This window comes from Mycobacterium sp. RTGN5 (genome assembly GCF_033804465.1).
Taxonomy (GTDB): Bacteria; Actinomycetota; Actinomycetes; order Mycobacteriales; family Mycobacteriaceae; genus Mycobacterium.
Map to the genome: position 1 here is coordinate 779,721 of NZ_JAPZLA010000001.1, position 23,772 is coordinate 803,492.

The 23,772-nt window shown below is 65.3% G+C and carries 24 protein-coding genes; 17 read left to right on the forward strand and 7 right to left on the reverse strand.

The genetic code is table 11. The features are described from left to right. Window positions 1–48: 48 nt before the first annotated feature. The 7 genes from SLQ31_RS03760 (at window position 49) to SLQ31_RS03790 (ending at window position 7,007) form a co-directional block, all read left to right on the forward strand. Window positions 49–1,290 (forward strand): cytochrome P450, encoded by a 1,242-nt coding sequence (locus SLQ31_RS03760; RefSeq protein WP_319432826.1) that lies wholly within the window; start codon window positions 49–51, stop codon window positions 1,288–1,290. 32 nt (window positions 1,291–1,322) lie between these two features. Beyond that, window positions 1,323–2,330 carry an acyl-CoA dehydrogenase family protein gene (locus SLQ31_RS03765; RefSeq protein WP_319429771.1) on the forward strand — a complete coding sequence of 336 codons (1,008 nt, stop codon included), beginning with the start codon at window positions 1,323–1,325 and terminating at the stop codon, window positions 2,328–2,330. Next, window positions 2,331–3,494 (forward strand): acyl-CoA dehydrogenase FadE29, encoded by a 1,164-nt coding sequence (fadE29, locus tag SLQ31_RS03770; RefSeq protein WP_319429772.1) that lies wholly within the window; start codon window positions 2,331–2,333, stop codon window positions 3,492–3,494. It abuts the gene before it with no gap. After that, window positions 3,491–4,465: a bifunctional MaoC family dehydratase N-terminal/OB-fold nucleic acid binding domain-containing protein gene (locus SLQ31_RS03775; protein ID WP_319429773.1), complete on the forward strand. Its 975-nt coding sequence runs from the start codon at window positions 3,491–3,493 to the stop codon at window positions 4,463–4,465. The genes fadE29 and SLQ31_RS03775 overlap by 4 nt, the downstream gene beginning before the upstream one ends. Next, the gene (locus SLQ31_RS03780; RefSeq protein WP_319429775.1) at window positions 4,462–4,863 is read left to right on the forward strand and encodes a MaoC family dehydratase; all 402 of its coding nucleotides are present in this window, start codon (window positions 4,462–4,464) and stop codon (window positions 4,861–4,863) included. Before SLQ31_RS03775 ends, SLQ31_RS03780 begins: the two co-directional genes overlap by 4 nt. Next, window positions 4,863–6,029 (forward strand): lipid-transfer protein, encoded by a 1,167-nt coding sequence (locus SLQ31_RS03785; RefSeq protein WP_319429777.1) that lies wholly within the window; start codon window positions 4,863–4,865, stop codon window positions 6,027–6,029. Before SLQ31_RS03780 ends, SLQ31_RS03785 begins: the two co-directional genes overlap by 1 nt. Window positions 6,030–6,137: 108 nt before the next feature. Continuing rightward, complete coding sequence (locus SLQ31_RS03790) at window positions 6,138–7,007, forward strand: DUF559 domain-containing protein (protein WP_319429779.1); 870 nt, start codon at window positions 6,138–6,140, stop codon at window positions 7,005–7,007. Between the two features lie 34 nt (window positions 7,008–7,041). Here SLQ31_RS03790 and SLQ31_RS03795 read toward each other — a convergent pair whose 3' ends face one another. Continuing rightward, window positions 7,042–7,683 (reverse strand): hypothetical protein, encoded by a 642-nt coding sequence (locus tag SLQ31_RS03795; protein WP_319429781.1) that lies wholly within the window; start codon window positions 7,681–7,683, stop codon window positions 7,042–7,044. Window positions 7,684–7,804: 121 nt separating this feature from the next. Between SLQ31_RS03795 and SLQ31_RS03800 the strand changes: the two genes are divergently transcribed. After that, window positions 7,805–8,857, forward strand: coding sequence for an aldo/keto reductase (locus SLQ31_RS03800; protein WP_319429783.1), 1,053 nt, complete (start codon window positions 7,805–7,807; stop codon window positions 8,855–8,857). A gap of 3 nt (window positions 8,858–8,860) precedes the next feature. Here SLQ31_RS03800 and SLQ31_RS03805 read toward each other — a convergent pair whose 3' ends face one another. Further along, window positions 8,861–9,721, reverse strand: a complete 861-nt coding sequence (locus SLQ31_RS03805) for a MaoC family dehydratase (RefSeq protein ID WP_319429785.1) — start codon at window positions 9,719–9,721, stop codon at window positions 8,861–8,863. Window position 9,722: 1 nt separating this feature from the next. Further along, window positions 9,723–11,405 carry a 3-oxosteroid 1-dehydrogenase gene (gene kstD / locus SLQ31_RS03810; RefSeq protein ID WP_319429787.1) on the reverse strand — a complete coding sequence of 561 codons (1,683 nt, stop codon included), beginning with the start codon at window positions 11,403–11,405 and terminating at the stop codon, window positions 9,723–9,725. A gap of 154 nt (window positions 11,406–11,559) precedes the next feature. Here kstD and SLQ31_RS03815 point away from each other — a divergent pair, with 154 nt between their 5' ends. From SLQ31_RS03815 to SLQ31_RS03835, 5 genes are all read left to right on the forward strand, one after another. Beyond that, the gene (locus SLQ31_RS03815; RefSeq protein ID WP_319429789.1) at window positions 11,560–12,345 is read left to right on the forward strand and encodes a 2-keto-4-pentenoate hydratase; all 786 of its coding nucleotides are present in this window, start codon (window positions 11,560–11,562) and stop codon (window positions 12,343–12,345) included. A 13-nt stretch (window positions 12,346–12,358) separates the two neighbouring features. Further along, window positions 12,359–13,279: an acetaldehyde dehydrogenase (acetylating) gene (locus SLQ31_RS03820; protein ID WP_319429791.1), complete on the forward strand. Its 921-nt coding sequence runs from the start codon at window positions 12,359–12,361 to the stop codon at window positions 13,277–13,279. Further along, a complete protein-coding gene (gene dmpG / locus SLQ31_RS03825; RefSeq protein WP_319429793.1) occupies window positions 13,276–14,331 on the forward strand; it encodes a 4-hydroxy-2-oxovalerate aldolase in 1,056 nt (351 codons plus the stop codon). Before SLQ31_RS03820 ends, dmpG begins: the two co-directional genes overlap by 4 nt. A gap of 20 nt (window positions 14,332–14,351) precedes the next feature. After that, entirely contained in the window at window positions 14,352–16,460 is a 2,109-nt protein-coding gene (locus SLQ31_RS03830; RefSeq protein ID WP_319432828.1) for a RecQ family ATP-dependent DNA helicase, read from the forward strand. Window positions 16,461–16,547: 87 nt separating this feature from the next. Further along, a complete protein-coding gene (locus SLQ31_RS03835; protein WP_319429795.1) occupies window positions 16,548–16,931 on the forward strand; it encodes a hemophore-related protein in 384 nt (127 codons plus the stop codon). An 18-nt stretch (window positions 16,932–16,949) separates the two neighbouring features. Here SLQ31_RS03835 and SLQ31_RS03840 read toward each other — a convergent pair whose 3' ends face one another. Further along, window positions 16,950–17,855 carry an IclR family transcriptional regulator gene (locus SLQ31_RS03840; RefSeq protein WP_319429796.1) on the reverse strand — a complete coding sequence of 302 codons (906 nt, stop codon included), beginning with the start codon at window positions 17,853–17,855 and terminating at the stop codon, window positions 16,950–16,952. A 124-nt stretch (window positions 17,856–17,979) separates the two neighbouring features. On the opposite strand from SLQ31_RS03840, the gene SLQ31_RS03845 reads away from it, so the two are divergent. From SLQ31_RS03845 to SLQ31_RS03855, 3 genes are read left to right on the forward strand one after another with little or no spacing between them, the layout of a single operon-like run. Further along, the gene (locus SLQ31_RS03845; protein ID WP_319429797.1) at window positions 17,980–19,107 is read left to right on the forward strand and encodes a hypothetical protein; all 1,128 of its coding nucleotides are present in this window, start codon (window positions 17,980–17,982) and stop codon (window positions 19,105–19,107) included. A 4-nt stretch (window positions 19,108–19,111) separates the two neighbouring features. Continuing rightward, window positions 19,112–19,894 (forward strand): SDR family oxidoreductase, encoded by a 783-nt coding sequence (locus tag SLQ31_RS03850; protein ID WP_319429799.1) that lies wholly within the window; start codon window positions 19,112–19,114, stop codon window positions 19,892–19,894. Further along, the gene (locus SLQ31_RS03855) at window positions 19,894–21,030 is read left to right on the forward strand and encodes a sulfotransferase (protein WP_319429800.1); all 1,137 of its coding nucleotides are present in this window, start codon (window positions 19,894–19,896) and stop codon (window positions 21,028–21,030) included. Before SLQ31_RS03850 ends, SLQ31_RS03855 begins: the two co-directional genes overlap by 1 nt. 84 nt (window positions 21,031–21,114) lie before the next feature. On the opposite strand, the gene SLQ31_RS03860 is transcribed toward SLQ31_RS03855, so the two are convergent. Beyond that, window positions 21,115–21,573 (reverse strand): hypothetical protein, encoded by a 459-nt coding sequence (locus SLQ31_RS03860; RefSeq protein WP_319429801.1) that lies wholly within the window; start codon window positions 21,571–21,573, stop codon window positions 21,115–21,117. Between the two features lie 2 nt (window positions 21,574–21,575). After that, window positions 21,576–22,736 carry a Rieske 2Fe-2S domain-containing protein gene (locus SLQ31_RS03865; protein WP_413641507.1) on the reverse strand — a complete coding sequence of 387 codons (1,161 nt, stop codon included), beginning with the start codon at window positions 22,734–22,736 and terminating at the stop codon, window positions 21,576–21,578. Between the two features lie 99 nt (window positions 22,737–22,835). On the opposite strand from SLQ31_RS03865, the gene SLQ31_RS03870 reads away from it, so the two are divergent. Continuing rightward, a complete protein-coding gene (locus SLQ31_RS03870; protein ID WP_319429804.1) occupies window positions 22,836–23,369 on the forward strand; it encodes a gamma carbonic anhydrase family protein in 534 nt (177 codons plus the stop codon). On the opposite strand, the gene SLQ31_RS03875 is transcribed toward SLQ31_RS03870, so the two are convergent. Then, complete coding sequence (locus SLQ31_RS03875; RefSeq protein ID WP_413641508.1) at window positions 23,366–23,767, reverse strand: nuclear transport factor 2 family protein; 402 nt, start codon at window positions 23,765–23,767, stop codon at window positions 23,366–23,368. The two genes, SLQ31_RS03870 and SLQ31_RS03875, sit on opposite strands and share 4 nt — an antisense overlap. Window positions 23,768–23,772 lie beyond the last annotated feature (5 nt).

Sequence of the window (23,772 nt, forward strand, 5' to 3'; positions counted from 1 at the left end):
TTCAGCGATGTAAAGCGATCGGTGCGACACCTGTTGGAGGACATGACCATGGGCCGGACGAACGTGCCTGACGATTTTGATTTTCTGGACGCCAACCTCAATCTCGAGCGACTGCCTGTCGCCGAGCTTGCTGAGCTACGCAAGTCGGAGCCGGTGCACTGGGTCGACGTGCCCGGCGGCACCGGTGGATTCGGCGACAACGGCTACTGGATCGCGACCAAGCTGGCCGATGTCAAGGAAGTGTCGAAACGTAGCGATGTGTTCGGCAGCTCGCCTGATGGCGCCATCCCGACGTGGCCGCAGGGGATGACACGTGACTCCATCGATCTGCAGAAGGCTGTGCTGCTCAACATGGATGCGCCGCAACATACCCGGCTGCGCAAGATCATCTCGCGTGGTTTCACCCCACGGGTGGTGGCTCGTCTGAAGGACGAACTCGATCAGCGCGCTCAGAACATCGTCAAGGAGGCCGCTGCTACCGGTCGTGGCGACTTCGTTGAACAGGTCAGCTGCGAGCTGCCCCTGCAGGCCATCGCCGGCTTGCTGGGCGTGCCGCAGGAGGATCGCGACAAACTGTTCCGCTGGTCCAACGAGATGACCGCCGGCGAGGATCCCGAGTACGCCGACGTCGACCCCGCGATGTCCTCTTTCGAGCTGATCACCTACGCCATGAAGATGGCCGAGCTGCGCGCGAAGAACCCCACCGAGGACATCGTCACCACGTTGATCGAAGCGGATATCGACGGCGAGAAGCTCTCCGACGACGAGTTCGGCTTCTTCGTCGTGATGCTCGCGGTGGCGGGTAACGAGACCACTCGCAACTCGATCACCCACGGCATGATCGCGTTCGCCAACAATCCTGACCAGTGGGAGCTGTACAAGAAGGAACGTCCCGAGACAACGGCCGACGAGATCATCCGCTGGGCCACCCCGGTGTCGGCATTCCAGCGCACCGCGCTCGAAGACACGGAGTTGGCAGGTGTGCCGATCAAGAAGGGGCAACGGGTGGTGATGTCGTATCGCTCGGCCAACTTCGACGAGGAGGTCTTCGATGACCCCTTCACCTTCAACATCCTTAGGGACCCGAACCCGCACGTCGGATTCGGCGGCACCGGAGCGCATTTCTGCATCGGCGCCAACCTCGCCCGCATGACGATTAACCTGATTTTCAATGCGGTTGCCGACAACATGCCCGATCTGAAACCACTTGGCGAGCCCGAGCGGTTGATGTCGGGTTGGCTCAACGGAATCAAGCATTGGCAGGTCGACTACACCGGGGCCTCGGCCTAAGCGCTTTTGCTCAGAATCAAGGAGGATTCTTCGTGGACTTCAGTCCGGACGAAGGGCAGCAGGCTGTCACCGATGTGGTGACGTCCGCGCTCGAGCGGGATAACAGCTGGGACGCGCTGGTCGCGGGCGGCATCGTGGCGTTCGGCGTCCCGGAGCGGCTCGGCGGTGACGGTCTCGGACTTGCCGAGATCACCTCGGCGCTCACCCAGATCGGCAGGTTCGGCAACGTCAGTCCGGCGTTCGCGACCCTGGGTTTGGGTCTGCTTCCGTTGCTGGACTTGGCATCTGACGAGCAGCAGGATCGCTATCTGGCCGGTGTCGCCAAGGGTGCGGTGCTGACCGCGGCGCTCAACGAGCCTGGGCATTCGCTGCCGGAGCGGCCCGCGACGCGGCTGACGGGCGGCAAGCTCAACGGCACCAAGGTCGGCGTTCCGTATGCGGAGCAGGCGGAGTGGATCGTCGTCAGCACCGACAGCGGCGTCGTCGTGGTGTCGCCCAAGGCCGATGGGGTGAGCCTGGCGAAGACCCCGGCGTCCAATCACTCCGATGAATACGTCGTCACCTTCGCCGATACGCCGGTCGCCGACGCGGATGTGTTGGGCGGCAGCGATTCCGTGCGGCGGGCCAACCAGCTGGTGCTGGCCGCCGCGGGCGCCTACGCATCCGGTCTGGTGGCGGGTGCGCTGCGGCTCACCGCCGACTACGTCGCCACGCGCGAGCAGTTCGGCAAGCCGCTGTCGACATTTCAGACGGTCGCCGCCCAGCTCGCCGAGATCTACATCGCCTCGCGGACGATCACGCTCGCGTCGACATCGGTGTCGTGGTTGTTGTCGGAGGGCCGAGATGCCTCGGCTGACCTTGACGTCCTTGGCTATTGGGTGACGTCGGAGGCGCCGCCGGTGATGCAACTGTGTCACCATCTGCACGGCGGTATGGGTATGGACATCGACTACCCGATGGACCGCTACTACTCGTCGATCAAGGACCTGACTCGACTGTTGGGTGGTAAGCAACACCGCCTGGAATTGGTGGGAGTGTAAATGTTTATCGAGCTGACGCCCGAGCAGAAGCAGCTGCAAGCCGAACTGCGCGAATATTTTTCGAATCTCATCTCGCCTGAGGAAGCCCAGGCGATGGAGTCCGACCGGCATAACGAGGCCTACCGGGCGATCATCAAGCGGATGGGTTCCGACGGCAAGCTGGGTGCCGGCTGGCCCAAGGAGTACGGCGGTCTCGGCTACGGCCCTATCGAGCAGTCGATCTTCGTCAACGAAGCGCAGCGTGCCGACGTGCCGCTGCCCGCGGTGACACTTCAGACCGTCGGGCCGACGCTGCAGCAGTACGGGACTGACGCGCAGAAGAAGAAGTTCCTGCCCTCGATCCTGGCGGGCGAACTGCATTTCGCCATCGGCTACACCGAGCCTGAGGCAGGCACCGACCTGGCGTCGCTGCGCACCACGGCGGTCAAGCATGGTGACGAGTACATCGTCAACGGCCAGAAGGTCTTCACCACCGGTGGACACGACGCCGACTACATCTGGTTGGCGTGCCGGACCGACCCGGAAGCCGTTAAGCACAAGGGTATTTCGATCCTGATCGTCGACACCAAGGATCCCGGCTACTCCTGGACGCCGATGATCCTGTCCGACGGTGCCCACCACACCAACGCCACCTACTACACCGACGTGCGGGTGCCCGCGGACATGCTGGTCGGCGAGGAGAACGGCGGCTGGCGGCTGATCACCACTCAGCTCAACAACGAGCGGGTGATGCTCGGACCCGCCGGTCGGTTCGCCGCGCTCTACGACCGGGTGCATGCGTGGGCGTCCAAGCCCGGCAGCAATGGCGACACCCCGCTCGATCACGACGACGTCAAGCGCTCGCTCGGTGAGCTCAAGGCGATGTGGCGTATCAACGAGCTGCTCAACTGGCAGGTCGCGGCGTCGGGGGAGACGATCGACGTCGCGGATGCGGCCGCCACCAAGGTTTTCGGTACCGAACGCATTCAGTACGCGGGCCGGCTTGCCGAGGAAATCGTTGGTACTCATGGCAATCCGGCGGATCCGGATACCGCTGAGCTGCTGAAGTGGCTGGACAGCCAGACCAAACGCAACTTGGTGATTACATTCGGTGGCGGAGTGAACGAGGTGATGCGGGAGATGATCGCGGCTTCCGGTCTGAAGGTCCCGAGGGTGCCGCGATGAGCGCGGTCGACGACATCAAGGCCGCCGCCGAGCGGGTCAAGGCCGAAGGCAAGAGCAAGCCGCGTACCGGTCGCCATCCGGTGAACCAGCCGATGATCGATCATTGGCTCGATGCGATCGGCGACAAGAACCCGATCTATCTCGACGAGGCTGCGGCGAAGGAAGCCGGCCATCCCGGTCTCGTCGCGCCGCCCGCGATGATCCAGGTCTGGACGATGATGGGTCTTGGCGGCCAGCGTCCCGACGACGACCCGTTGGGCAAAATCCTCGAATTATTCGATGAGGCAGGCTATATCGGCGTCGTCGCGACCAACTGTGAGCAGACGTATCACCGTTATCTGCGGCCCGGTGAAGACGTCAGCGTCGCCGCCGAGCTGACCGATGTGGTCGGTCCGAAGCGCACCGCCCTGGGGGAGGCGTTCTTTGTCACGCAGACCATCACCTGGTCTGTTGGCGACGAGGATGTCGCCGAAATGATGTGGCGCATCATGAAATTCATCCCCACCGACAACGATGGGTCTAAAGAGTCCGCAGTTTCTTCGGTGCCTGACGACCTGGATGCGGATTCCGCCATGCGGCCCGCGTCGTCGCGGGACACCAAGTTCTTCTGGGACGGTGTTGACGCACACGAGTTGCGCGTTCAGAAGCGCGACGACGGCACGCTGGTCCATCCGCCGATTCCGGCGCTGTGGTTGGACAAAGAGCAGGAGACCGATTACGTCGTCGCCAGCGGCAACGGCACTGTCTTCAGCTTCGTGGTGCACCACGCGCCCAAGGTGCCGGGGCGCACGCTGCCGTTCGTCATCGCCCTCGTCGAACTCGAGGAAGGCGTGCGGATGCTCGGCGAGCTGCGCAACGTCGACCCGTCGACTGTGGAGATCGGAATGCCCGTCCGCGCAATGTATATCGACTTCCCGGCCAATGATGTCGGGCCGGCCTGGACCAACTACGCGTGGGAGCCGGCCAAATGAGCACGCCTGTGATCGAGGTCGGCACCAAGCTGCCCGAGCTCAAGTTCTACGGTGACCCGACGTTCATCGTCTCGACGGCGATCGCCACCCGGGATTACCAGGATGTGCACCACGACCGGGACAAGGCGCAGGCCAAGGGTTCCAAGGACATCTTCGTCAACATTCTCACCGACACGGGTCTGGTGCAGCGGTTCATCACCGACTGGGCCGGGCCGACCGCTGTCATCAAGTCGATCGGGCTGCGCCTGGGCGTGCCCTGGTACGCCTACGACACGGTGACGTTCTCGGGTGAGGTCACCGCAGTGGAGGACGGATTGATCACGCTGAAGATCGTGGGCAACAACAGTCTTGGCGATCACGTGATTGCCAACGCCACACTCACGGTGGGTGGCGCCTGATGCCGGGCGAGCTGTCGGGCAAAGCCGCGATCGTCGGTATCGGCGCGACCGATTTCTCCAAGAACTCCGGTCGCAGCGAGCTGAGGTTGGCCTCGGAGGCCGTGCTGGACGCCCTGGCGGATGCGGGCCTCACGCCCGCCGACGTCGACGGCATGACGACGTTCACGATGGACTCGAACACCGAGGTTTCCATCGCGCGCGCCACGGGCATCGGCGACCTGAAATTCTTCTCCAAGATTCACCATGGCGGCGGCGCGGCCTGCGCCACCGTGCAGCAGGCAGCCATCGCGGTGGCTACCGGTGTCGCGGATTGCGTTGTGGCATACCGGGCTTTCAACGAGCGCTCCGGGATGCGGTTCGGCCAGGTGCAGATGCGACTGGTAGAGAATGCCGACTCCACCGGCGTGGACAATTCGTTCTCCTACCCGCACGGGCTGTCGACGCCGGCGGCGCAGGTAGCGATGATCGCCCAGCGCTATATGCACCTCTCGGGTGCGACGAGCCGAGATTTCGGCGCGGTGTCGGTTGCCGACCGCAAGCACGCCGCCAACAACCCGAAGGCGTACTTCTACGAGAAGCCCATCACCATCGAGGATCACCAGGCCTCGCGGTGGATCGCCGAGCCGCTGCGGCTGCTGGACTGCTGCCAGGAGACCGATGGCGGTGTCGCGTTGGTGATCACGTCACCGGAGCGGGCCAAAGACCTGAAGCACCGGCCGGCCATCATCGAGGCGGCGGCGCAGGGGTCGAGTCCGAATCAGTACTCGATGACGAGCTACTACCGGCCCGAACTCGGCTTGCCCGAGATGGGGCTGGTCGGCAGGCAGCTGTGGGAGCAGTCCGGGCTGAGCCCGGCCGATATCCAGACCGCGATCCTCTACGACCACTTCACTCCGTTCACGCTGATTCAGTTGGAGGAGTTGGGGTTCTGCGCGCAGGGCGATGCGAAGGACTACATCAAGGACGGTGCGCTGGAGCTCGGCGGACGACTGCCGATCAACACCCACGGCGGTCAGCTCGGTGAGGCCTACATCCACGGCATGAACGGCATCGCCGAAGGTGTGCGGCAGCTGCGCGGAACGTCGGTCAACCCGGTGCCGAATGTCGAGCACGTGCTCGTCACCGCGGGCACCGGTGTGCCGACGTCGGGCTTGATCCTCGGCTAGCGCTTTTGCCTTTCCGCCGAGCGTCACACCAGAGTCACGTTCGGCGTCCAATGTGACACTGGAGTGACGCTCGCGGCGATTGTCGGTGGGTAGCGGCACACTGCCGCCATGAGTGAGCCGTTCATCGGGAGCGAGGCCATCGCGGCCGGCGAGATCACCAAGAGTTCCCTCCGGCGGCGCTTCAGGCGGCTGTTCCCGGACGTGTACGTCGTTGCGGGGGCAGAACCAACCGCGCAGGACTTGGCCCGGGCCGGCTGGCTGTGGTCCGGCCGCAAAGCGGTGGTGGCTGGGCGTTCGGCGGCGGCGCTGCTCGGTGCTGAGTGGATCGACGACAGCGTGCCCGTCGATCTGATCCACGAGAATCGAAATCGGCTGTCCGGCATCGCTGTACGAGGAGATCGCCTCGGAGCCGACGAGATTCGACTGTTCGATGGCATGCCAGTCACCACACCGGAGCGGACAGCGCTTGATCTGGCCTGTTGGTATCCGCAACGTACGGCGCTGACGCATTTGGACGCGCTGGCCCGCGCGACGTCTTTCGACGCCGGCCATGTCGCGATGCTCGCGGAACGGTACCCGGGCCGCCGCGGCATTCGCGTGGCCCGCGAGAGCCTAGGTCTTGTCGACGGGGGAGCCCAGTCGCCCAAGGAAACCTGGTTACGACTGCTGCTGATCGACGCCGGCTTGCCACGCCCGCAGACGCAGATCCCGGTGTTCGACGAGTTCGGTCAACTGGTCGCCTACCTCGACATGGGTTGGGAGGACATCAAGGTCGCGGCCGAGTACGACGGCGAGCAGCACCGCACAGATCGCTGGCAATACGCCCACGACAGCCGCCGACGCGAAAAGCTCGAACAGCTGGGGTGGATCGTAATTCGGGTCCTGGCAGGCGATCGGCAGATTGACATCGTCAGGCGCGTGAGGGCCGCGATCGCGCGCCGAGCGCCACTCCAGAGTTACGTTCAGCGTTCAGCGTGACTCTGGTGTGACGCTCGGCGAGAGAGACAGAGAACTACGCAGGCGGGTTGTTCTTGATCTGGGTGTCCTGCATCTTGGCGATGGCCAGCGCGGTCTCCGGCAGCACCGGATCGTTCGGGGTGCTGGTGAACTCGATGTTCGCGAGCGCCTTGCCCTCGGTGAAGTAGACCTCGGTGACCGACTTCGTGCCGTCAGGGGACTTTCCGGTGGCGATGATGCCGTTGCCGCCGTCGCCAACATCAGCGGGCTGCGGTGCCCCGTCAACTTCCTTGGGCAGCTCGGCCTTGGACGATTCCAGAGCCTTGAGCGCTCCGGCGGCATCCTCGTTGAGGATGATCGCGAAGACGATGGTCTGATTCTGGGGGTTGGTCATCTTCTGGACGATGCCCTTCAGACCATTGGGATCGACCATCGGCTCGGCTGCGGTGAAGCTCGGGTCGATGTCGGTGGGCTTCAGCAACAACTTGCTGTAGTCGGCGCCCGCAGGCGCCGCGGTGGCGGAAGCGCTCGTGGTCGCCGACGCGTCCGCCGATGTTGTTGCTGCCGCGGAGGTCGACGAGGACGACGACGATGACGCCGAGGAGCCCTTGTCGTCACTGCCACAGCCGACGGTTGCCGTGCCGACCAGCAACGCCACGCCGATCAGGCCGACGGCCTTGGTCTGCGTAATCTTCATATGGATTCCCTCCGTAACGCACCGATGTTTGCTCGCTCAACTTAGTACAGGGACGTCGTCCGCACCGCGGTTCGCCGCCTGGGTATTGCGAGCTATATTCAGGCTCACGTACGGTTGAACGATGGAACACTTCACCTTCGGCCGCCGCAATGGCCTTCGGGTTTCGCAGCTCAGCCTTGGCACCGGCAACTTCGGCACCGGGTGGGGTTATGGCGCCGACTTGGATACCGCGGCAGCCATTTTCAATCGCTTCGCCGAAGCCGGCGGCACGTTCATCGACACCGCGGCCAGCTATCAGCTGGGTGAATCGGAACAGATGCTGGCCACGCTGCTCGCAGGCAGGCGCGACGAATTCACCGTCGCCACGAAGTTCGCGATCGGCGGGCCGGACGGCTCGGGAGTGCTGCAGACCGGGGCCGGCCGGCGCTCGGTCTTCCGCGCCGTCGAGGGCAGTCTGCGTCGGCTTGGCACCGACTACATCGACCTGTTCTGGGTGCACTTCCCGGACGCGATCACGCCGGTGGAGGAAACCATCGGCGCCCTCGACGACTTGGCGCGCGCCGGCAAGATTCTCTACACAGGATTCTCGAACTTCCCGGCCTGGCTGACCAGCCGCGCGGTGACGATCGCCGAACTGCGCGGGTTCACTCCGCTGGCCGGGGTGCAGTTCGAATACAGCCTGGTCGAGCGCAGCGCCGACCGCGAGATACTCCCGATGGCCGAAGCCCTCGGCATCGGGGCGGCATTGTGGTCACCACTGGGCGGCGGCCTGTTGACCGGCAAGTACCGCCGCGGCGAGGAAGGGCGGATGACCGCGTGGAATCGGTTGGTGCACTTCGAAGATGGTGGTCGCAAGTCGGCGACCGTCGATGCCGTGCTGGCCGTATCCGACGAACTCGGCGTCAGCCCGGCTCAGGTTGCGGTGGCCTGGCTGGTGGAGCGGGCACGACGCTCGTCCACTGGCGTTGTCCCGGTGATCGGGCCGCGATCGGTGCAGCAACTCGACGACTACCTGGCCGCGCTGAGCATCGAGATCGACGCGCCGACCTACGACCGCCTGGAACAGGTCAGCCGCATCGATCTAGGGGAGCCCTACGCCAAGTTGGCCGAGAATGACGCGCCCCGTGGTGGCGAGGAAGCGCAGATCCGCTTCCACCCCGTGCCGACCGGCTGAGCGTCAGACCGGGATGAACTCGACGTCGGAGAGCACGACGGCGTCGTCCCGGCTGGGTGCGGTCACGACGCCCACGTAGCGGCCGTCTTCCTTCCACGCGCTGACCTTGATGGTCTCACCGGGGTAGACCACCCCGGCGAACCGCGCGCCATAGGTCTTCACCTGCGACACATCGGAATCCAGCAGGGTGTCCACCAATGCCTTGCAGGTCATCCCATAGGTGCACAGGCCGTGCAGGATCGGCTTGGGAAAGCCTGCCGCCGCGGCGAATTCGGGATCGGAGTGCAACGGGTTGCGGTCACCGCAGAGCCGGTACAGCAGCGCCTGCTGGGGCAGGACCGGCACCGAGATCTCGTAGTCCGGCGCGCGATCCGGGGCGGCCACCGATGTCGACGGGCCGCGCTCACCACCGAAACCGCCTTCGCCACGGGCGAAGATCGACCGCTTGGTGGTCCACAACAGCTTCCCGTCGGGGTCGGTCACCGTCGTCTCGCTGACGATGACCGCCGCCTTGCCCTTGTCCCAGATCTCGGTGAACCGCTGGACCGAGCGCGCGGTACCGCTGGGCGGCAGCGGGGCCGGCACGGTCACCGCCTCGCTGGCGTGCAGCACCTTGCTCAGCTCGATGTCGATGCCGGGGAACTTCACTTCGGGCGGCTCGGTCATGTGGAAGCTGGCCGCCACGTTGCCGAAGCTGGGCAGCACCTGCGGGGTGCCGTCGGTGAGGTAGCGCAATTCCCTGGGATCCATGGGATCCGCACCGGCTCCGAGGCCGAGCTGATAGAGCTGCACATCGCTACTGGTCCAGGAGAAGTCGATAGGTTCCAGTTCGGCTGCCAGTGCGACGGAGACATCGATCGGCATGTCAGCCCTTCCCTGCAATGTGCAACGCCGCCAAGTACCCGAACGCCATCGCGGGGCCGATGGTGCCGCCGGGGCCGGGATAGGTGTGACCCATCACCGGCGAGCTGACGTTACCGGCCGCATACAGGCCCTCGATGATCGAACCGTCGTCGCGTAGCGCCCGTCCGTGCACGTCGGTGCGGATGCCGCCCTTGGTGCCCAGGTCGCCCGGCACCATCTTGGCCGCATAGAACGGACCGTTGTTGATCTCGCCGAGGTTGGGGTTGGGCTTGTTGGTCGGATCGCCGTAGTAGCGGTCGTAGGCGCTTTCACCACGGTGGAAGTCCTGGTCGGTGCCCGAGCGCGCGAAGCCGTTGAACCGCGCGACGGTCGCCTGGAAGGCATCGGCCGGAAGCCCGGTCAGCTTGGCCAGCTCCTCGAGGGTGTCGGCCTTGACGATCACGCCGGATTCCATCCACTTCTTCGGAATCCGTTGTCCGGGCTGCAATCCCGCGAAGATGTACCGGTCACGGTACTGCTGGTCGAAGACCAGCCAAGCCGGCACGTTCTCACCCGGGCCGGGGCCCTGGCCGTACTCGCCGCCATACATGTGATGGCAGGCCTCGACGTAGGGCATCGACTCGTTCATGAAGCGCTTGCCTGCCAGGTTGACGATGATCGACCCGGGCGAGTTGCGCTCCGACAGTGCGAACCATGGTGCGCCGACCAGCGGAACCGTCGGACCCCACCAGGCGTCCTCCATCAATTCCAGTGCCGCGCCGAGCTTCTCGGCCGCGACGATGCCGTCACCGGTGTTGGCCTCAGCACCGACCGTCCAGTCCGCGGTGATCGGTGCACGCTGATACTTCACGCGCATCTGCTCGTTGCGCTCGAAGCCACCGCTGCCAAGGATGACCGCGCGTCGCGCGCGGATCAGTTGCGGGTCAGCGGCTTCCGGGCCTGTGGTGTCCCGAACATAGATGCCGCGCACGACACCGTCCTCGACGTACAGATCGGTCAGCGCGGTGTTCAGCAGCACGGGAACCCCAGCCTTTTGCAGGCCGATCCGCAGCGGTGCGATCAACGCGCGGCCCATGCCGACGAGGTTCTTGCCGCGGGCGCCGGCCCACATCGTGCGTGCGCCGACCTTCAGGCTGCGCAGCACACCGCGGGGATGACGCTTGAGCTGGTTGAGGCGAACGTAGTCCTGCTGCATCACAACCACATTGAGCGGCACCTTGCCGTACGCCGGTTCCAAGAACTTCTCATCGGGGCCCAGCTTCTTGGCATTGAACGGCTTGGGCTCGATCGACCGGCCGCCCGGGCGGCCGCCGGGGCTCTCCGGGTAGTAATCGGAGTAGTTGGGCACCCAGCACATCTTCAGCGGCGAATGCTTGAGCACGAACGACAGCATCTCCGGACCGCGGTCGAGGTAGGTGTCGATGCGCTCGGGCTCCACCACGTCGCCGATGATCTCGTGCAGATAGGTGCGGGCGGCTTCTCTGGTGTCGGTGACCCCGTCACGCTTGAGGATCTCGTTGTTGGGGATCCATACGCCACCGCCGGATCGCGCGGTCGAGCCGCCGTAGTGCGGGGCCTTCTCGACGAGAACCGTCGATAGTCCCTGGTGAGCGGCGGTGAGTGCGGCGACCATCCCGGCAGCACCGCTCCCGACGACGACGACGTCGAACTCCTGAGCTGTCATACTAGAACACGTTATAGAATTGCCCCGTCCGGGCGCTACTGGCCCCTCCTTTCCGATCAGCGGAACGCTTACCCCAAGGGCCCTCGGACAGCACTAGAATTGCCCGCACCGGGCGCCGTTCGCCCCGGTCACACCGACGATGGGACTCCCGGGAATGCTGAGCGTTTCGACGCGCGACGAGCTTGCCGCCGAACTTGCCGAGGCGGAGCGCAGCCGCGTCCCCATGACTCCATTGACGTCCAATCACCCCGATATCGACGTCGTCGACGCCTACGAGATCCAGCTGATCAACATCCGGCAGCGGCTCGCCGAAGGTGCCCGGGTGGTCGGCCACAAGGTCGGTCTGTCGTCGGAGGCCATGCAGAAGATGATGGGCGTCGACGAGCCGGACTACGGCCACCTGCTGGCCGACATGGAGGTCTTCGAGGACCGGCCGGTGCCCGCGGGGCGCTTCCTGTTCCCGCGCGTCGAGGTCGAGGTCGGATTCATCCTCGCCGACGACCTGCCGGGCGCGGGGTGCACCGAGGACGACGTGCTGGCCGCGACCGCCGCATTCGCCCCGGCGATCGAGCTCATCGACACCCGCATCACGGACTGGAAGATCGCGCTGTGCGACACGATCGCCGACAACGCCTCGTCGGCGGGCTACGTCCTCGGCAAGGAGCGGGTATCGCCCAAAGACGTTGATATCAGGGCCATTGACGCGGTGCTCACCCGCAACGGGGAAGTGGTGGCCGAAGGCCGCAGCGACGCCGTGCTGGGCAATCCGGTCACCGCGGTCGCATGGCTGGCGCGCAAGGTCGAGAGCTTCGGAGTGCGGCTGAAGGCTGGCGACATCGTGCTGCCGGGGTCGTGCACCAGGGCCATCGATTGCCGCCCTGGCGACCAGTTCATCGCCGACTTCGCCGGGCTGGGTTCAGTCCGGTTGTCATTCGAGTAAGAGGAGCATCCACGTGGCGCAGAAAAGCTCAGTTGCCATCGTCGGGTCGGGCAACATCAGCACCGACCTGCTGTACAAGCTGTTGCGTTCGGAGTGGCTCGAGCCGCGCTGGATGATCGGCATCGATCCGGACAGCGAAGGTCTGGCGCGCGCCCGCAAGCTGGGGCTGGAGACCAGTCACGAGGGCGTCGACTGGCTGTTGGCGCAGTCGGAGAAGCCGGATCTGGTGTTCGAGGCGACCAGTGCCTACGTGCACAAGGCCGCCGCGCCGCGTTATGCCGAGGCCGGCATCCGGGCGATCGACCTGACCCCCGCCGCCGTCGGCCCGGGCGTCATTCCGCCGGCCAACCTGCGCCAGCACCTCGATGCCCCGAACGTCAACATGGTCACCTGCGGTGGCCAGGCCACGATCCCGATGGTGTACGCCGTCTCGCGGGTCGTGGATGTGCCCTACGCGGAGATCGTGGCGTCGGTGTCGTCGGCGTCGGCCGGTCCGGGAACCCGGGCCAACATCGACGAGTTCACCAAGACCACCAGCGCAGGGGTCGAGGTGATCGGCGGCGCCAAGCGGGGTAAGGCGATCATCATCCTGAACCCGGCCGATCCGCCAATGATCATGCGCGACACCATCTTCTGCGCCATTCCCGAGGACGCCGACCACGCCGCGATCACGCAGTCGATCAAGGACGTCGTCGCCGAGGTGCAGACCTACGTGCCGGGTTATCGGTTGCTCAACGAGCCGCAGTTCGACGAGCCGTCGATCTACAACGGTGGCCACCACCTCGTCACAACGTTCGTGGAAGTGGAGGGTGCCGGTGACTACCTACCGCCGTACGCTGGAAACCTGGACATCATGACCGCTGCGGCTACCAAAGTCGGCGAAGAAATCGCGAAGGAGCGGGCGTCTGCGACGGCCGGAGGAGGCCAAGCATGAGCACCGAAGAGATCTACTTCAACCCGATGTGGGATGTCCGGATGACGGACACGTCCCTGCGCGACGGCAGCCATCACAAGCGCCATCAGTTCACCAAGGACGAGGTCGGCGCCATCGTCGCCGCCCTCGACACCGCGGGCGTGCCGGTCATCGAGGTGACCCACGGCGACGGGCTGGGCGGCTCGAGCTTCAACTACGGGTTCTCCAAGACCCCGGAGCAGGAGCTCATCAAGCTGGCCGCCGAGACGGCCAAGGAAGCCAAGATCGCCTTCCTGATGCTGCCGGGCGTGGGCACCAAGGAAGACATCAAAGAGGCCCAGAACAACGGCGGCTCGATCTGCCGGATCGCCACTCACTGCACCGAGGCCGACGTCTCGATCCAGCACTTCGGCCTGGCCCGGGAGCTGGGCCTGGAGACCGTGGGGTTCTTGATGATGAGCCACACGATCCCGCCGGAGAAGCTGGCCGCCCAGGCCCGGATCATGGCCGACGCGGGATGCCAGTGTGTCTACGTCGTCGACTCGGCGGGCGCGCTGGTGCTCGAGGGCGTGGCCGACCGGGTGGCGGCGCTGGTCGCCGAGCTCGGTGACGACGCGCAGGTCGGCTTTCACGGCCACGAGAACCTGGGGCTCGGTGTGGCCAACTCGATCGAGGCCGTCCGCGCCGGCGCCAAGCAGATCGACGGGTCGTGCCGCCGGTTCGGCGCCGGGGCGGGCAATGCCCCCGTCGAGGCGCTGATCGGCGTTTTCGACAAGATCGGCGTCAAAACCGGTATCGATTTCTTCGAGATCGCCGATGCCGCCGAAGAGGTCGTCGCACCGGCCATGCCGGCCGAATGCCTGCTGGACCGTAATGCGCTGATCATGGGCTATTCGGGGGTGTACTCGAGCTTCCTCAAGCACGCCATCCGCCAGTCCGAGCGCTACGGCGTGCCGGCGCATCAGCTGCTGCACCGGGCCGGGCAGCGCAAGCTGATCGGTGGCCAGGAGGACCAGCTGATCGACATCGCGCTGGAGATCAAGCGCGAACAAGACGCGGCTCCGGCCAAGTAGGCGACTTCCTGACACGCGACCTGACACGCGACGACGCACAGGCGATCCTCGAAAAGCTGGCCGGGCCGACGGCCAGGCTGCGGGACGACCAGTGGACTGCCATTGAGGCGCTTGTGGTCGCGCGCCGACGGGCGCTGGTCGTGCAACGCACGGGCTGGGGCAAGTCGGCGGTGTATTTCATTTCCGCCAAGCTGCTGCGTGAGCGGGGCCACGGGGCGACGGTCATCGTGTCGCCCCTGCTGGCGTTGATGCGCAACCAGGTCGCCGCCGCGCAACGCGCAGGCGTTCGTGCGGCCACCATCAACTCCGGCAATGTCACCGAGTGGGAGGACATTCACCGGCAGGTCAGAAGCGGTGATCTCGATGTCCTGCTGGTCAGCCCGGAACGGCTGAACAACCCGGAGTTTCGCGACACCGTCTTGCCGGCGCTTGCCGCCGATGCCGGACTGGTGGTGGTCGACGAGGCGCACTGCGTATCGGACTGGGGCCACGACTTTCGGCCCGACTATCGGCGGATCCGAACGTTGCTCGCTGAACTCGGTTCGGACGTACCGGTGTTGGCGACCACCGCCACTGCCAATGATCGTGTCGTCAACGATGTCGCGGCTCAGCTGGGCGTCGGCGGTGCCGACAATGGGCCGGGTGGTGGCCAGGACACGTTGGTGCTGCGCGGTGGGCTCGATCGAGAGTCGTTGCGGTTGTCGGTGGTTCAGGCCGGCGGCGGGGCGCAGCGCACCGCGTGGCTGGCCGAGCACCTGGATTCGCTGCCGGGTTCCGGAATCGTCTACACGCTGACCGTCGCCCAGGCGCACGATGTGGCAGCGCTGCTACGCGAGCGCGGCCATGAGGTGGCCGCGTACACCGGATCCACGGAAACCGCTGAGCGAGAACAACTCGAGGCGGATCTGCTGAACAACCGCGTGAAGGCACTGATCGCAACCTCGGCGCTGGGGATGGGATTCGACAAGCCGGATCTGGGATTCGTCGTGCACCTCGGCGCGCCCTCGTCACCGATCGCGTACTACCAGCAGGTCGGTCGTGCCGGCCGCTCGACGGACAGCGCCGAGGTCGTGCTCTTGCCCGGGCGTGAAGATCAGGACGTCTGGCGATATTTCGCATCGGTGGCGTTTCCTTCGGAAGACATGGTGCGCAACGTCATTCGTGAGCTGGAGCCCGACCGTCCGCAGTCGACACCCGCCTTGGAGCCGCTGGTGGACCTGGGTCGCACCCGGCTGGAGATGGTGCTGAAGGTGCTCGACGTCGACGGTGCGGTGCGGCGGGTCAAAGGTGGCTGGCTCGCGACGGGCCAGCCATGGGAGTACGACGAGGCCCGCTACCGCGCGCTCGACGAGGCCCGACGTCGTGAGCAGCAGGCGATGCTCGACTACCAGAGCACCGACGAATGCCGAATGACGTTCCTGCGCAGGCAACTCGACGATCCCGACCTTAAGGACGGCGAACGTTGCGGCCGCTGCGACAACTGTGCCGGCGCGCATTTCAGTGCCTCGGTCGACGAGGGAGCGGCGGCTCTCACCCAGGAACGGCTGATGCGACCCGGCGTGGAGATCACCCCGCGCAAGCAGTGGCCGTCGGGGCTGGCCAAGCTGGGCGTCACGCTCAGTGGCCGCATCGCTGACGGTCCCGCGCCGGGCCGGGCGATCGGGCGACTGACCGACCTGGGCTGGGGTCCGCGCCTGCGTCGCTTGATCGACGAGCCCGACGGCGAGGTACCGCCGGATGTGGTGCAGGCGGCCGTCAAGGTATTGGCGGCCTGGGACTGGTCGACCCGCCCGACTGCTGTGCTGGCGCTGGATTCGGATAGGCATCCGCTCCTGATCGGGTCCCTGGCCCGGGAACTGGCCCGGCTCGGCAGACTGACCGACCTCGGTGTGTTGCAGTACGCCGCGGGACACCGGCCGGTCGCCGCGGCCAACTCCGCCTACCGGGTCGCCGCCCTTGACGGATCGTGGTCGGCCCCGGATCCGGCGGCCATTGCTGCCGCGGATGGACCGGTGCTGCTCGTCGACGATCTGACCGATACCGGGTGGACACTGACGATGGCCGCGCGCGTGGTGAAGGAGGCCGGCGCACCTGCAGTTTTGCCCCTGGTGCTCGCCGCCACCAGCTGACCCGGGGTAACACCGCCTCAGTAGCGCGCGACGTTCCTTTCAGTGGCTGTGTAGCGATCGTGCTGCACACCTGAAGGGAGATCCGCAATGCTCGTCCGTCGTGCCGTTCTGACAGTGCTGGCCGCAGGCGCGGCCTGTGCCGTGTCGATTCCGTCTGCCAGCGCCGAACCGGCGCCGGCCCCCGCGGCCACCCCCGACTGCACGGCGGCCGGGCTGTCGTCCACGATCAGCTCGGTCACCAAGAACCTCTCGGACTACTTCGCCGTGCACCCCGACGCCAACCAGGCCCTGATCGACGCCACCCGGCAGTCGGGGTTCTCCGCGATCGGCGCGTTCAACACCTACTTCAACGACCATCCGGACCAGGCCAACGACATCCGGGCCATCAAGGCGCCGCTGGTCGATTTCCAAAATCAGTGCGGCCTGCAGGTGGAGCCGGCCGAGGCGCTGGTCGTCATCGGCGAGCTGTAGTCACAACTGGGTCTGTCCTCACCACTGGGGCTTGCTGCCGCCGAGCTGCGCGGTGAGCGTGTCGGCGGCGGTGACCAATCCGCGTGCGTGCTTGGCGATCTCGGAGTCGGTCAGTGCCCGGCCGATCTGAAGTGACACCACCATCGCCTGTCGGTGGTGGTGGTCGTAGACGGGTGCGGAGATCACGCTGACGTCGTGGCGTTGGCGGCCGCCCTCGGCTTCACTGCTCAGGTACACCCGCTCGCCGATGTCGGAGATCAGCTCGCCAAGCAAGGCGCGCAGCTCGTCGGGCAGGGTGCTCGACATGCCCGCCATCATCGCGTAGAGCCGCCGGCCGTCGGGGGTGAGGCGCTCGACCAGATATCCCGCCGTGCGGCATTCGGCGATGACGCGGTCGAGGCGTTGCGTTTCGGTGCGCAGCGGAATGGTCGGGGCGCTGTCCAGCCAGCTGTGCAATGCAACGTCGTCCCACAGCACGAACATCAGGCCGACCGGTGGGGCGAAGGGGTAGCTCTGCCCGACGCGCACCCCGACGTCGGACCCGGGTGGTTCGACCAGCTCCAGCAGGGTGATCCGGTCGTCGACGACGGCGGCGAGCGCCGCGGTGGTGTCGAACGCCCTCGACAGCTGGGTCAGTGCGGCGCGGGCGGCAGGGTTGACCCGCAGCGACTCCTGCGCGAGGTGCCCAAGGGCGATCAGGCTGGGGCCCAACCGGTAGGTCTTGTCGGCGGCGTCGCGCACCAGGTAGCCCGACTCGGTCAGGGTCGTGACGATGCCCAGGCAGGTCGGCTTGGCCAGGTGCAGCCGGCGGGAAAGCTCCGAGAGGCCGAACCGGTCCTGCGGGTGCCTGGCCAGAAAGTCCAGAATCGCCACCACGCGCTGCGTGGGGGGAGATGATCGACTTGGAGTGGAAGCGCCCGGCATTGCAAAATCCTACCTCTACGTTCCAGATATGGACCGATGACTTGGTTGACTGAGACTAGAACGCGTTCTAGTCTCAGTCGGAGAACGTACCACTGCGGTCCAATATTGAAACGCGAGGCGACCGATGTACACACAACCACTAGTCGACGCAATTGCCGAGTCCGAACGCCTGGTCTCCGAAGCTTCGTTCATCGAGACCGAGGCCGATCTGCTCGAGGGGCTGCAGTATCTGGCGGGCTGCGTCGCCGCCTGCACGCACGTCGCCTTCGACTACGACCGCGACCATCCGTTCCTGCATTCGGGCACCGGCCCCTTCACCAAGATGGGCTTGGACAACCCGGACACGATGTACTTCGGCACCAGGGTGGCGGCCGGCCGTGAGTACGTCGTCACCGGCAAGCGTGGGACCACCACCGACGTGAGCTTCCAGTTGCTCGGCGGTGAGTACACCGACGCAGTGGTCCCCGACAGCGAGACGGCCTTCGACGACCGCAAGCTCGACATCGCCGCCGACGGCACCTTCGAGTGGCGGTTCACCCCGGAGAGCAACGCGCAGTTGGTGATTCGCGAGGTCTATAACGACTGGTCCGCCCAGCGTGGCAACTTCGCGATTGCCCGCACCGACACCGCGGGAACCGCACCGCCTGCGTTGACCAAGGAGCAGATCGAAAGGCGTTGGGCGACTGCGGGTAAGCAGCTGGTGCAGCGCGTCAAGACCTGGCTGCAGTTCCCGAAGTGGTTCTATGACGACCTGCCGGTCAACACGCTGACCGCGCCGCGCCTGACCCCCGGTGGGTTGGCCACCCAGTACTCGTCGGTGGGGCATTACGACATCACGCCCGATCAGGCCCTGATCCTGACGCTGCCGGTCACCGACGCGCCCTACCTCGGGTTCCAGCTCGGCAGCCTGTGGTACATCTCGCTGGACTACATCAACCATCAGTCCTCGCTGAACGGCACTCAGGCACAGGCTGATCCGGACGGCAAGATCCGCATCGTCGTCGCCGACCAGAACCCCGGCGTGACCAACTGGGCCGAGACGCTCGGGCATCTCAAGGGTTACCTGCAGTTCCGCTGGCAGCGGGTCTCCCGGGAGCTGACCGAAGCCGACGGCCCCACCCTGGAACTCGTCGATCTCGACGCGGTGGCGAGCAAGCTGCCCTACTACGAGCAGAACAAGATTTCCGATGACGACTGGCGTCAGCGAATCGCGCTGCGTCAGCAACTAATTGGCAACAGGATGGTGGGGTAAACACATGGCCGGCTTGCTCGAGAACAAGGTCGTCGTGATCAGTGGCGTTGGTCCGGCACTGGGAACCACGCTGGCGCGCCGATGTGCCGAGGAAGGCGCCGACCTGGTGCTGGCGGCGCGGACGGTGGGGCGCCTGGACGATGTGGCCAAGCAGGTCACCGACCTTGGCCGCCGCGCGCTGTCGGTGGGCACCGACATCACCGACGAGGACCAGGTCGACAATCTGGTCAAGCAGACACTCGAGGCGTACGGCAAGGTCGACGTGTTGGTCAACAACGCGTTCAAGGTGCCGTCGATGAAGCCCTTCGGTAACACCACGTTCGACCACATTCGCGAGACGCTGGAGCTCACGGTACTTGGCGCGCTGCGGCTGATCCAAGGCTTCACGCCGGCACTCACCGAGGCCAAAGGCTCGGTGGTCAACGTGAACTCGATGGTCGTGCGGCACTCCGACCCCAAGCAGGGCGCCTACAAGATGGCCAAGTCGGCATTGCTGGCCATGTCGGAGTCGCTGGCCAGTGAACTCGGGGAGCAGGGCATCCGAGTGAACTCCGTTCTGCCCGGCTATATCTGGGGCGGCACGCTGCAGGGGTACTTCGAGCATCAGGCTGGCAAGTACGGCACGACCGTCGACGAGATCTACAAGGCCGCCGCGGTAAACAGCGATCTCAAGCGGCTGCCCACCGAGGATGAGGTCGCCTCGGCGATCCTGTTCATGGCCAGCGATCTGTCCAACGGGATCACCGGCCAGACGTTGGATGTCAACTGCGGGGAGTATCACAACTAATGAGTGATTTCCTCAGCGTCGAGAGCCTGCGCGCGTCGGCCGTCAAGGCCACCGGCATGGACGACTTCGGCGTCGACGACGACAACTACCAAGAAGCGCTGGATGTGCTGCTGGCGTCGTTTCGCAACGATGCGGACCTCACCGAACTCGGCAGCAAGATGTCGCGGTTCTTCGTGCGAAATGCGTTGGTGGCCAGGCTGGTTTCCGAAGCTGCGTTCAAGCAGTATCCGCAGCATGTCGACGTGCCGATCGAACGGCCGATCTTCGTCACCGGGCTGCCGCGCACCGGTACCACCGCGATTCACCGCCTGCTGACCGCCGACCCACGACACCAGGGATTGGAGCTGTGGCTGGCGGAGTTCCCGCAGCCTCGGCCGCCGCGGGAGTCCTGGAAGGACAACCCGGTCTTCCAGCAGATTGATGCGCAGTTCAGCAAGGCCCATGAGGAGAACCCGGATTACACGGGCCTGCACTACATGACGGCCGACGAGGTGGAGGAGTGCTGGCAGCTGCTGCGGCAGTCACTGCACTCGGTGTCCTACGAGACGTTGGCCCACGTACCGACGTACTCGCAGTGGTTAGCCCGGCAGGACTGGACCAAGTCGTACGCGCGGCACCGTAAGAACCTTCAGCTGATCGGGCTCAACGATCCCGAGAAGCGTTGGGTGCTCAAGAATCCCAGCCACTTGTTCGCGCTGGACGCGGTGTTCGCCGTCTACCCGGATGCGTTGATCGTGCAGTGCCACCGTCCGGCCGAGACGATCATGGCGTCGATGTGCTCGCTGTCCCAGCACACCACCGAGGGCTGGTCGAACACGTTCTCCGGAGATGTCATCGGAGCCGATTCGCTGGAGACGTGGACGCGCGGGCTGAAGCTGTTCACTGACGAACGCGCCAAGCAGAATCCGGCGCAGTTCTACGACTTGGACTACTTCGAGCTGATCCGCGAACCGATCCGCGTTGTGGAGAAGGTGTACGAGCAGTTCGGCATTGAGATGACCGACGATGCGCGCGCGGCGATCCAGCGCACCGACGAGGAGAGCAAGCAGGGCCCGAGGGCACCCAAGCACACCTACTCGCTGGCCGACTACGGGCTGACCGAGGAACAGGTCAAGGAGAGCTTCAAGGGGCTGTGAGCCTCGCCGAGATCGACGAAATGGCGGGATTCACTCGCACTTTCGCGGTCAAATGTCGGTTTGGGCGCAAGTAGGGACAGAGGCTCAGCCGTCGCCGGGGGCGGGGGCGCTGGAGTACTCCTCCAGGCAGCCCTCGGCCACGGCATGTTTGATGCTGTCCGAGAGCTTCGGACAGGACCTGGTGCGGGCACTGGACCCGCCCGACTCGCGAACCTCGGTGAAGTAGGCGCAGCGCTGCTGGGCCTCGCTGCTCCACTGCACCGCGGTGTGTGCGACGCCGAGCTTCTTGACCTTCACGGCGATATGGCAGTACCGGCAATCCACGTCGGCCAAGCCGGCTGACAGGTAACGCTCCCGGTCCTGGCGAGTGGCCTCGTGCATGGCGGCCGCCCGCTGCGGGTCTGAGGCGAAATCGGGTGCCTTGGACCAAGATCCGGGCGAGCCGTCGTCGTGCTCGTGCGGCTCGTCGTGCTCGTGCACGCCGAGCAGCTCGAGCATGGACCGCGCCAGATCATCGACGTCAGGCGGTTCCTCGGGGCTCATATTCAAACCTGGGTTGGTTGTCCTTGAGAATCAGCCTGCTTCTTGAGGTTCTCCTGAACCTCCACGTGCCACTTCTCGTTGGCCGGCGCGGTATCGACCTCGAGCTCGAACCGATCGGTCATGTCGGGGGAGATGTCGGCGACGTCGACGTAGAACTGCTGATACCACCGGCGCATCTGGTAGACCGCGCCGTCTTCCTCGACGAGCAGCGGATTGTCGATGCGGGTCTTGTGCTTCCAGATCTCGACGTCCTGGAGGAAGCCCTTGCTGACGCCGACGGTCATCGCGTCGGAGAGCTTCTCGCTCATCTTGTCGTCCATGCCCTGAGGCTTTTCGACGATCACGCCCCACTGCAGCATGAACGAGTCCTGGCTCACCGGATAGTGGCAGTTGATCAGGATCGACTCGGCCTTGAAGCCGCCGTAGTTGTTGTGCAGCCAGTTGATCATGAACGAAGGCCCGAAGTACGAGGCCTCCGAATCCAGATGGGATTCGGTGTAGGCCGAGCCGCCCAGCGTGACGTCGGGCCGGCCGACGTTGTGCAGATACTGCGAGGCGATGTGACCTTCGAAGACGTTCTTGAAATACGTCGGCAGGCCGAAGTGGATGTAGAAGAAGTGCGCCATGTCGGTGACGTTGTCGACGATCTCCCGGCAGTTGGAGCCCTCGATCAGCATCGAGTTCCACTTCCACTCGGTCCACTCACCGCTGGTGTACTCAGGGATCGCCGGAATCTGCACCTCGGGCTGCGGCGGATTGCCCTCATGGTCGTGCCAGACGAACAGCAGCCCGTTACGCACGTCGGTCTCCCAGGACCGGGTACGGGCCAGTCGGGGGGTGCGCTTGGCGTAGGGCACCAGACGGCAGCGGCCGTCGCCACCCCAGCGCCAATCGTGGAACGGGCAGGCGAGGGTGTCGTCCTTGATGGTGCCCTGGGACAGGTCGCCGCCCATGTGACGGCAGTAGGCGTCCAGGACGTGGACCTCACTGCTGGAGTCGGCGAAAACCACCAGTTTCGTCCCGAATGCATCGATCGGGTGTGGCTTGCCGTCCAGGTAATCAGAGACCGGACCCAGGCAATGCCAGCCCCGGGCGTACCGGTCTGGCAGGGTCCCGGTGTCGATCTCGCGAATGCCGGTAGTCACCCTCGTGCCTCCACTCATAGGTTCTAACTAGAACACGTTACAGTTTTACTCTCTCATCGCGCAATCAGAGCGGCTTTACCTGGGGATTACCCACCTGAATTGCGGTATATGTGAACGATGCCGATGTATTCGTTCGAGGGCCGGTCACCGCGGGTGGATCCCACCGCGTTCGTCGCGCCGACCGCCGTGCTCATCGGTGACGTCACCGTCGAGGCCGGTGCGTCGGTGTGGTTCAACGCGATCCTGCGGGGGGACTACGCGCCGATCGTGATCCGGGAAGGCGCGAATGTGCAGGACGGTTCGGTGCTGCACGCCCCGCCTGGCATCCCGGTCGACGTCGGCCCGGGGGCGACGATCGCGCACATGTGCACGATCCACGGCGCCCACATCGGTGCTGAGGCACTGATCGCCAACCACTGCACGGTGCTTGACGGCGCGGTGATTGGGGCCCGCAGCATGATCGCCGCGCACTCGCTGGTGGTCGGCGGTACCCACATCCCCGACGAGGTTCTCGTCACCGGGGCGCCGGCGAAGATCAAGGGACCGATCGCCGGAACCGGCGCCGAGGTCTGGGTGAACATCAATCCCAAGGCCTACCAGGATCTCGCGCAGCGGTACCTGGCCGGCTTCGAGGAAATCCAGGAGCTCTAGATCGGTCGCGCGCTGGCGGTCGCCTTGTCGAGCTCCCAGTACGCGCGCAGCGCAACGATCTTGCCCTCGGCGTTGACCCGGTAGGTGAACACGCCCTCGGCGACCACCCGGTAGCCGCTGGACTCGATCACGATGTGGCCGACGTTGGCTTCCTCGTCGCCGCACTGGTAGGTCTTCTCGAAGTTGAAGGTGAGCTTGCTCGGCGCGATCGCCATGTCGAAGAACTTCGCGATCGCCTCCTTGCCGCGGTGGCCCTTGCCCTCGGGATCGAAATGCGATGGGCCGATCGGATCTTCCACGACCGCGTCGTCGGCGAACACCGACAGCCAGGTTTCTTTGTCGCGAGCCATCGCAGCCTCGCGTGAGCGCCGTCCCGCCTCGTGCGCTGGTGTGCTCATCACCC

Excerpts from the sequence above, each read along its gene's own strand:
- SLQ31_RS03760 (WP_319432826.1), top strand. The coding sequence starts at position 49 with ATGGGCCGGACGAACGTGCCTGACGATTTTGATTTTCTGGACGCCAAC.
- fadE29 (WP_319429772.1), top strand. The coding sequence starts at position 2,331 with ATGTTTATCGAGCTGACGCCCGAGCAGAAGCAGCTGCAAGCCGAACTG.
- SLQ31_RS03775 (WP_319429773.1), top strand. The coding sequence starts at position 3,491 with ATGAGCGCGGTCGACGACATCAAGGCCGCCGCCGAGCGGGTCAAGGCC.
- SLQ31_RS03780 (WP_319429775.1), top strand. The coding sequence starts at position 4,462 with ATGAGCACGCCTGTGATCGAGGTCGGCACCAAGCTGCCCGAGCTCAAG.
- SLQ31_RS03785 (WP_319429777.1), top strand. The coding sequence starts at position 4,863 with ATGCCGGGCGAGCTGTCGGGCAAAGCCGCGATCGTCGGTATCGGCGCG.
- SLQ31_RS03790 (WP_319429779.1), top strand. The coding sequence starts at position 6,138 with ATGAGTGAGCCGTTCATCGGGAGCGAGGCCATCGCGGCCGGCGAGATC.
- SLQ31_RS03795 (WP_319429781.1), bottom strand. The coding sequence starts at position 7,683 with ATGAAGATTACGCAGACCAAGGCCGTCGGCCTGATCGGCGTGGCGTTG.
- SLQ31_RS03800 (WP_319429783.1), top strand. The coding sequence starts at position 7,805 with ATGGAACACTTCACCTTCGGCCGCCGCAATGGCCTTCGGGTTTCGCAG.
- SLQ31_RS03805 (WP_319429785.1), bottom strand. The coding sequence starts at position 9,721 with ATGCCGATCGATGTCTCCGTCGCACTGGCAGCCGAACTGGAACCTATC.
- kstD (WP_319429787.1), bottom strand. The coding sequence starts at position 11,405 with ATGACAGCTCAGGAGTTCGACGTCGTCGTCGTCGGGAGCGGTGCTGCC.
- SLQ31_RS03815 (WP_319429789.1), top strand. The coding sequence starts at position 11,560 with ATGCTGAGCGTTTCGACGCGCGACGAGCTTGCCGCCGAACTTGCCGAG.
- dmpG (WP_319429793.1), top strand. The coding sequence starts at position 13,276 with ATGAGCACCGAAGAGATCTACTTCAACCCGATGTGGGATGTCCGGATG.
- SLQ31_RS03835 (WP_319429795.1), top strand. The coding sequence starts at position 16,548 with ATGCTCGTCCGTCGTGCCGTTCTGACAGTGCTGGCCGCAGGCGCGGCC.
- SLQ31_RS03840 (WP_319429796.1), bottom strand. The coding sequence starts at position 17,855 with ATGCCGGGCGCTTCCACTCCAAGTCGATCATCTCCCCCCACGCAGCGC.
- SLQ31_RS03845 (WP_319429797.1), top strand. The coding sequence starts at position 17,980 with ATGTACACACAACCACTAGTCGACGCAATTGCCGAGTCCGAACGCCTG.
- SLQ31_RS03850 (WP_319429799.1), top strand. The coding sequence starts at position 19,112 with ATGGCCGGCTTGCTCGAGAACAAGGTCGTCGTGATCAGTGGCGTTGGT.
- SLQ31_RS03855 (WP_319429800.1), top strand. The coding sequence starts at position 19,894 with ATGAGTGATTTCCTCAGCGTCGAGAGCCTGCGCGCGTCGGCCGTCAAG.
- SLQ31_RS03860 (WP_319429801.1), bottom strand. The coding sequence starts at position 21,573 with ATGAGCCCCGAGGAACCGCCTGACGTCGATGATCTGGCGCGGTCCATG.
- SLQ31_RS03865 (WP_413641507.1), bottom strand. The coding sequence starts at position 22,736 with ATGAGTGGAGGCACGAGGGTGACTACCGGCATTCGCGAGATCGACACC.
- SLQ31_RS03870 (WP_319429804.1), top strand. The coding sequence starts at position 22,836 with ATGCCGATGTATTCGTTCGAGGGCCGGTCACCGCGGGTGGATCCCACC.
- SLQ31_RS03875 (WP_413641508.1), bottom strand. The coding sequence starts at position 23,767 with ATGAGCACACCAGCGCACGAGGCGGGACGGCGCTCACGCGAGGCTGCG.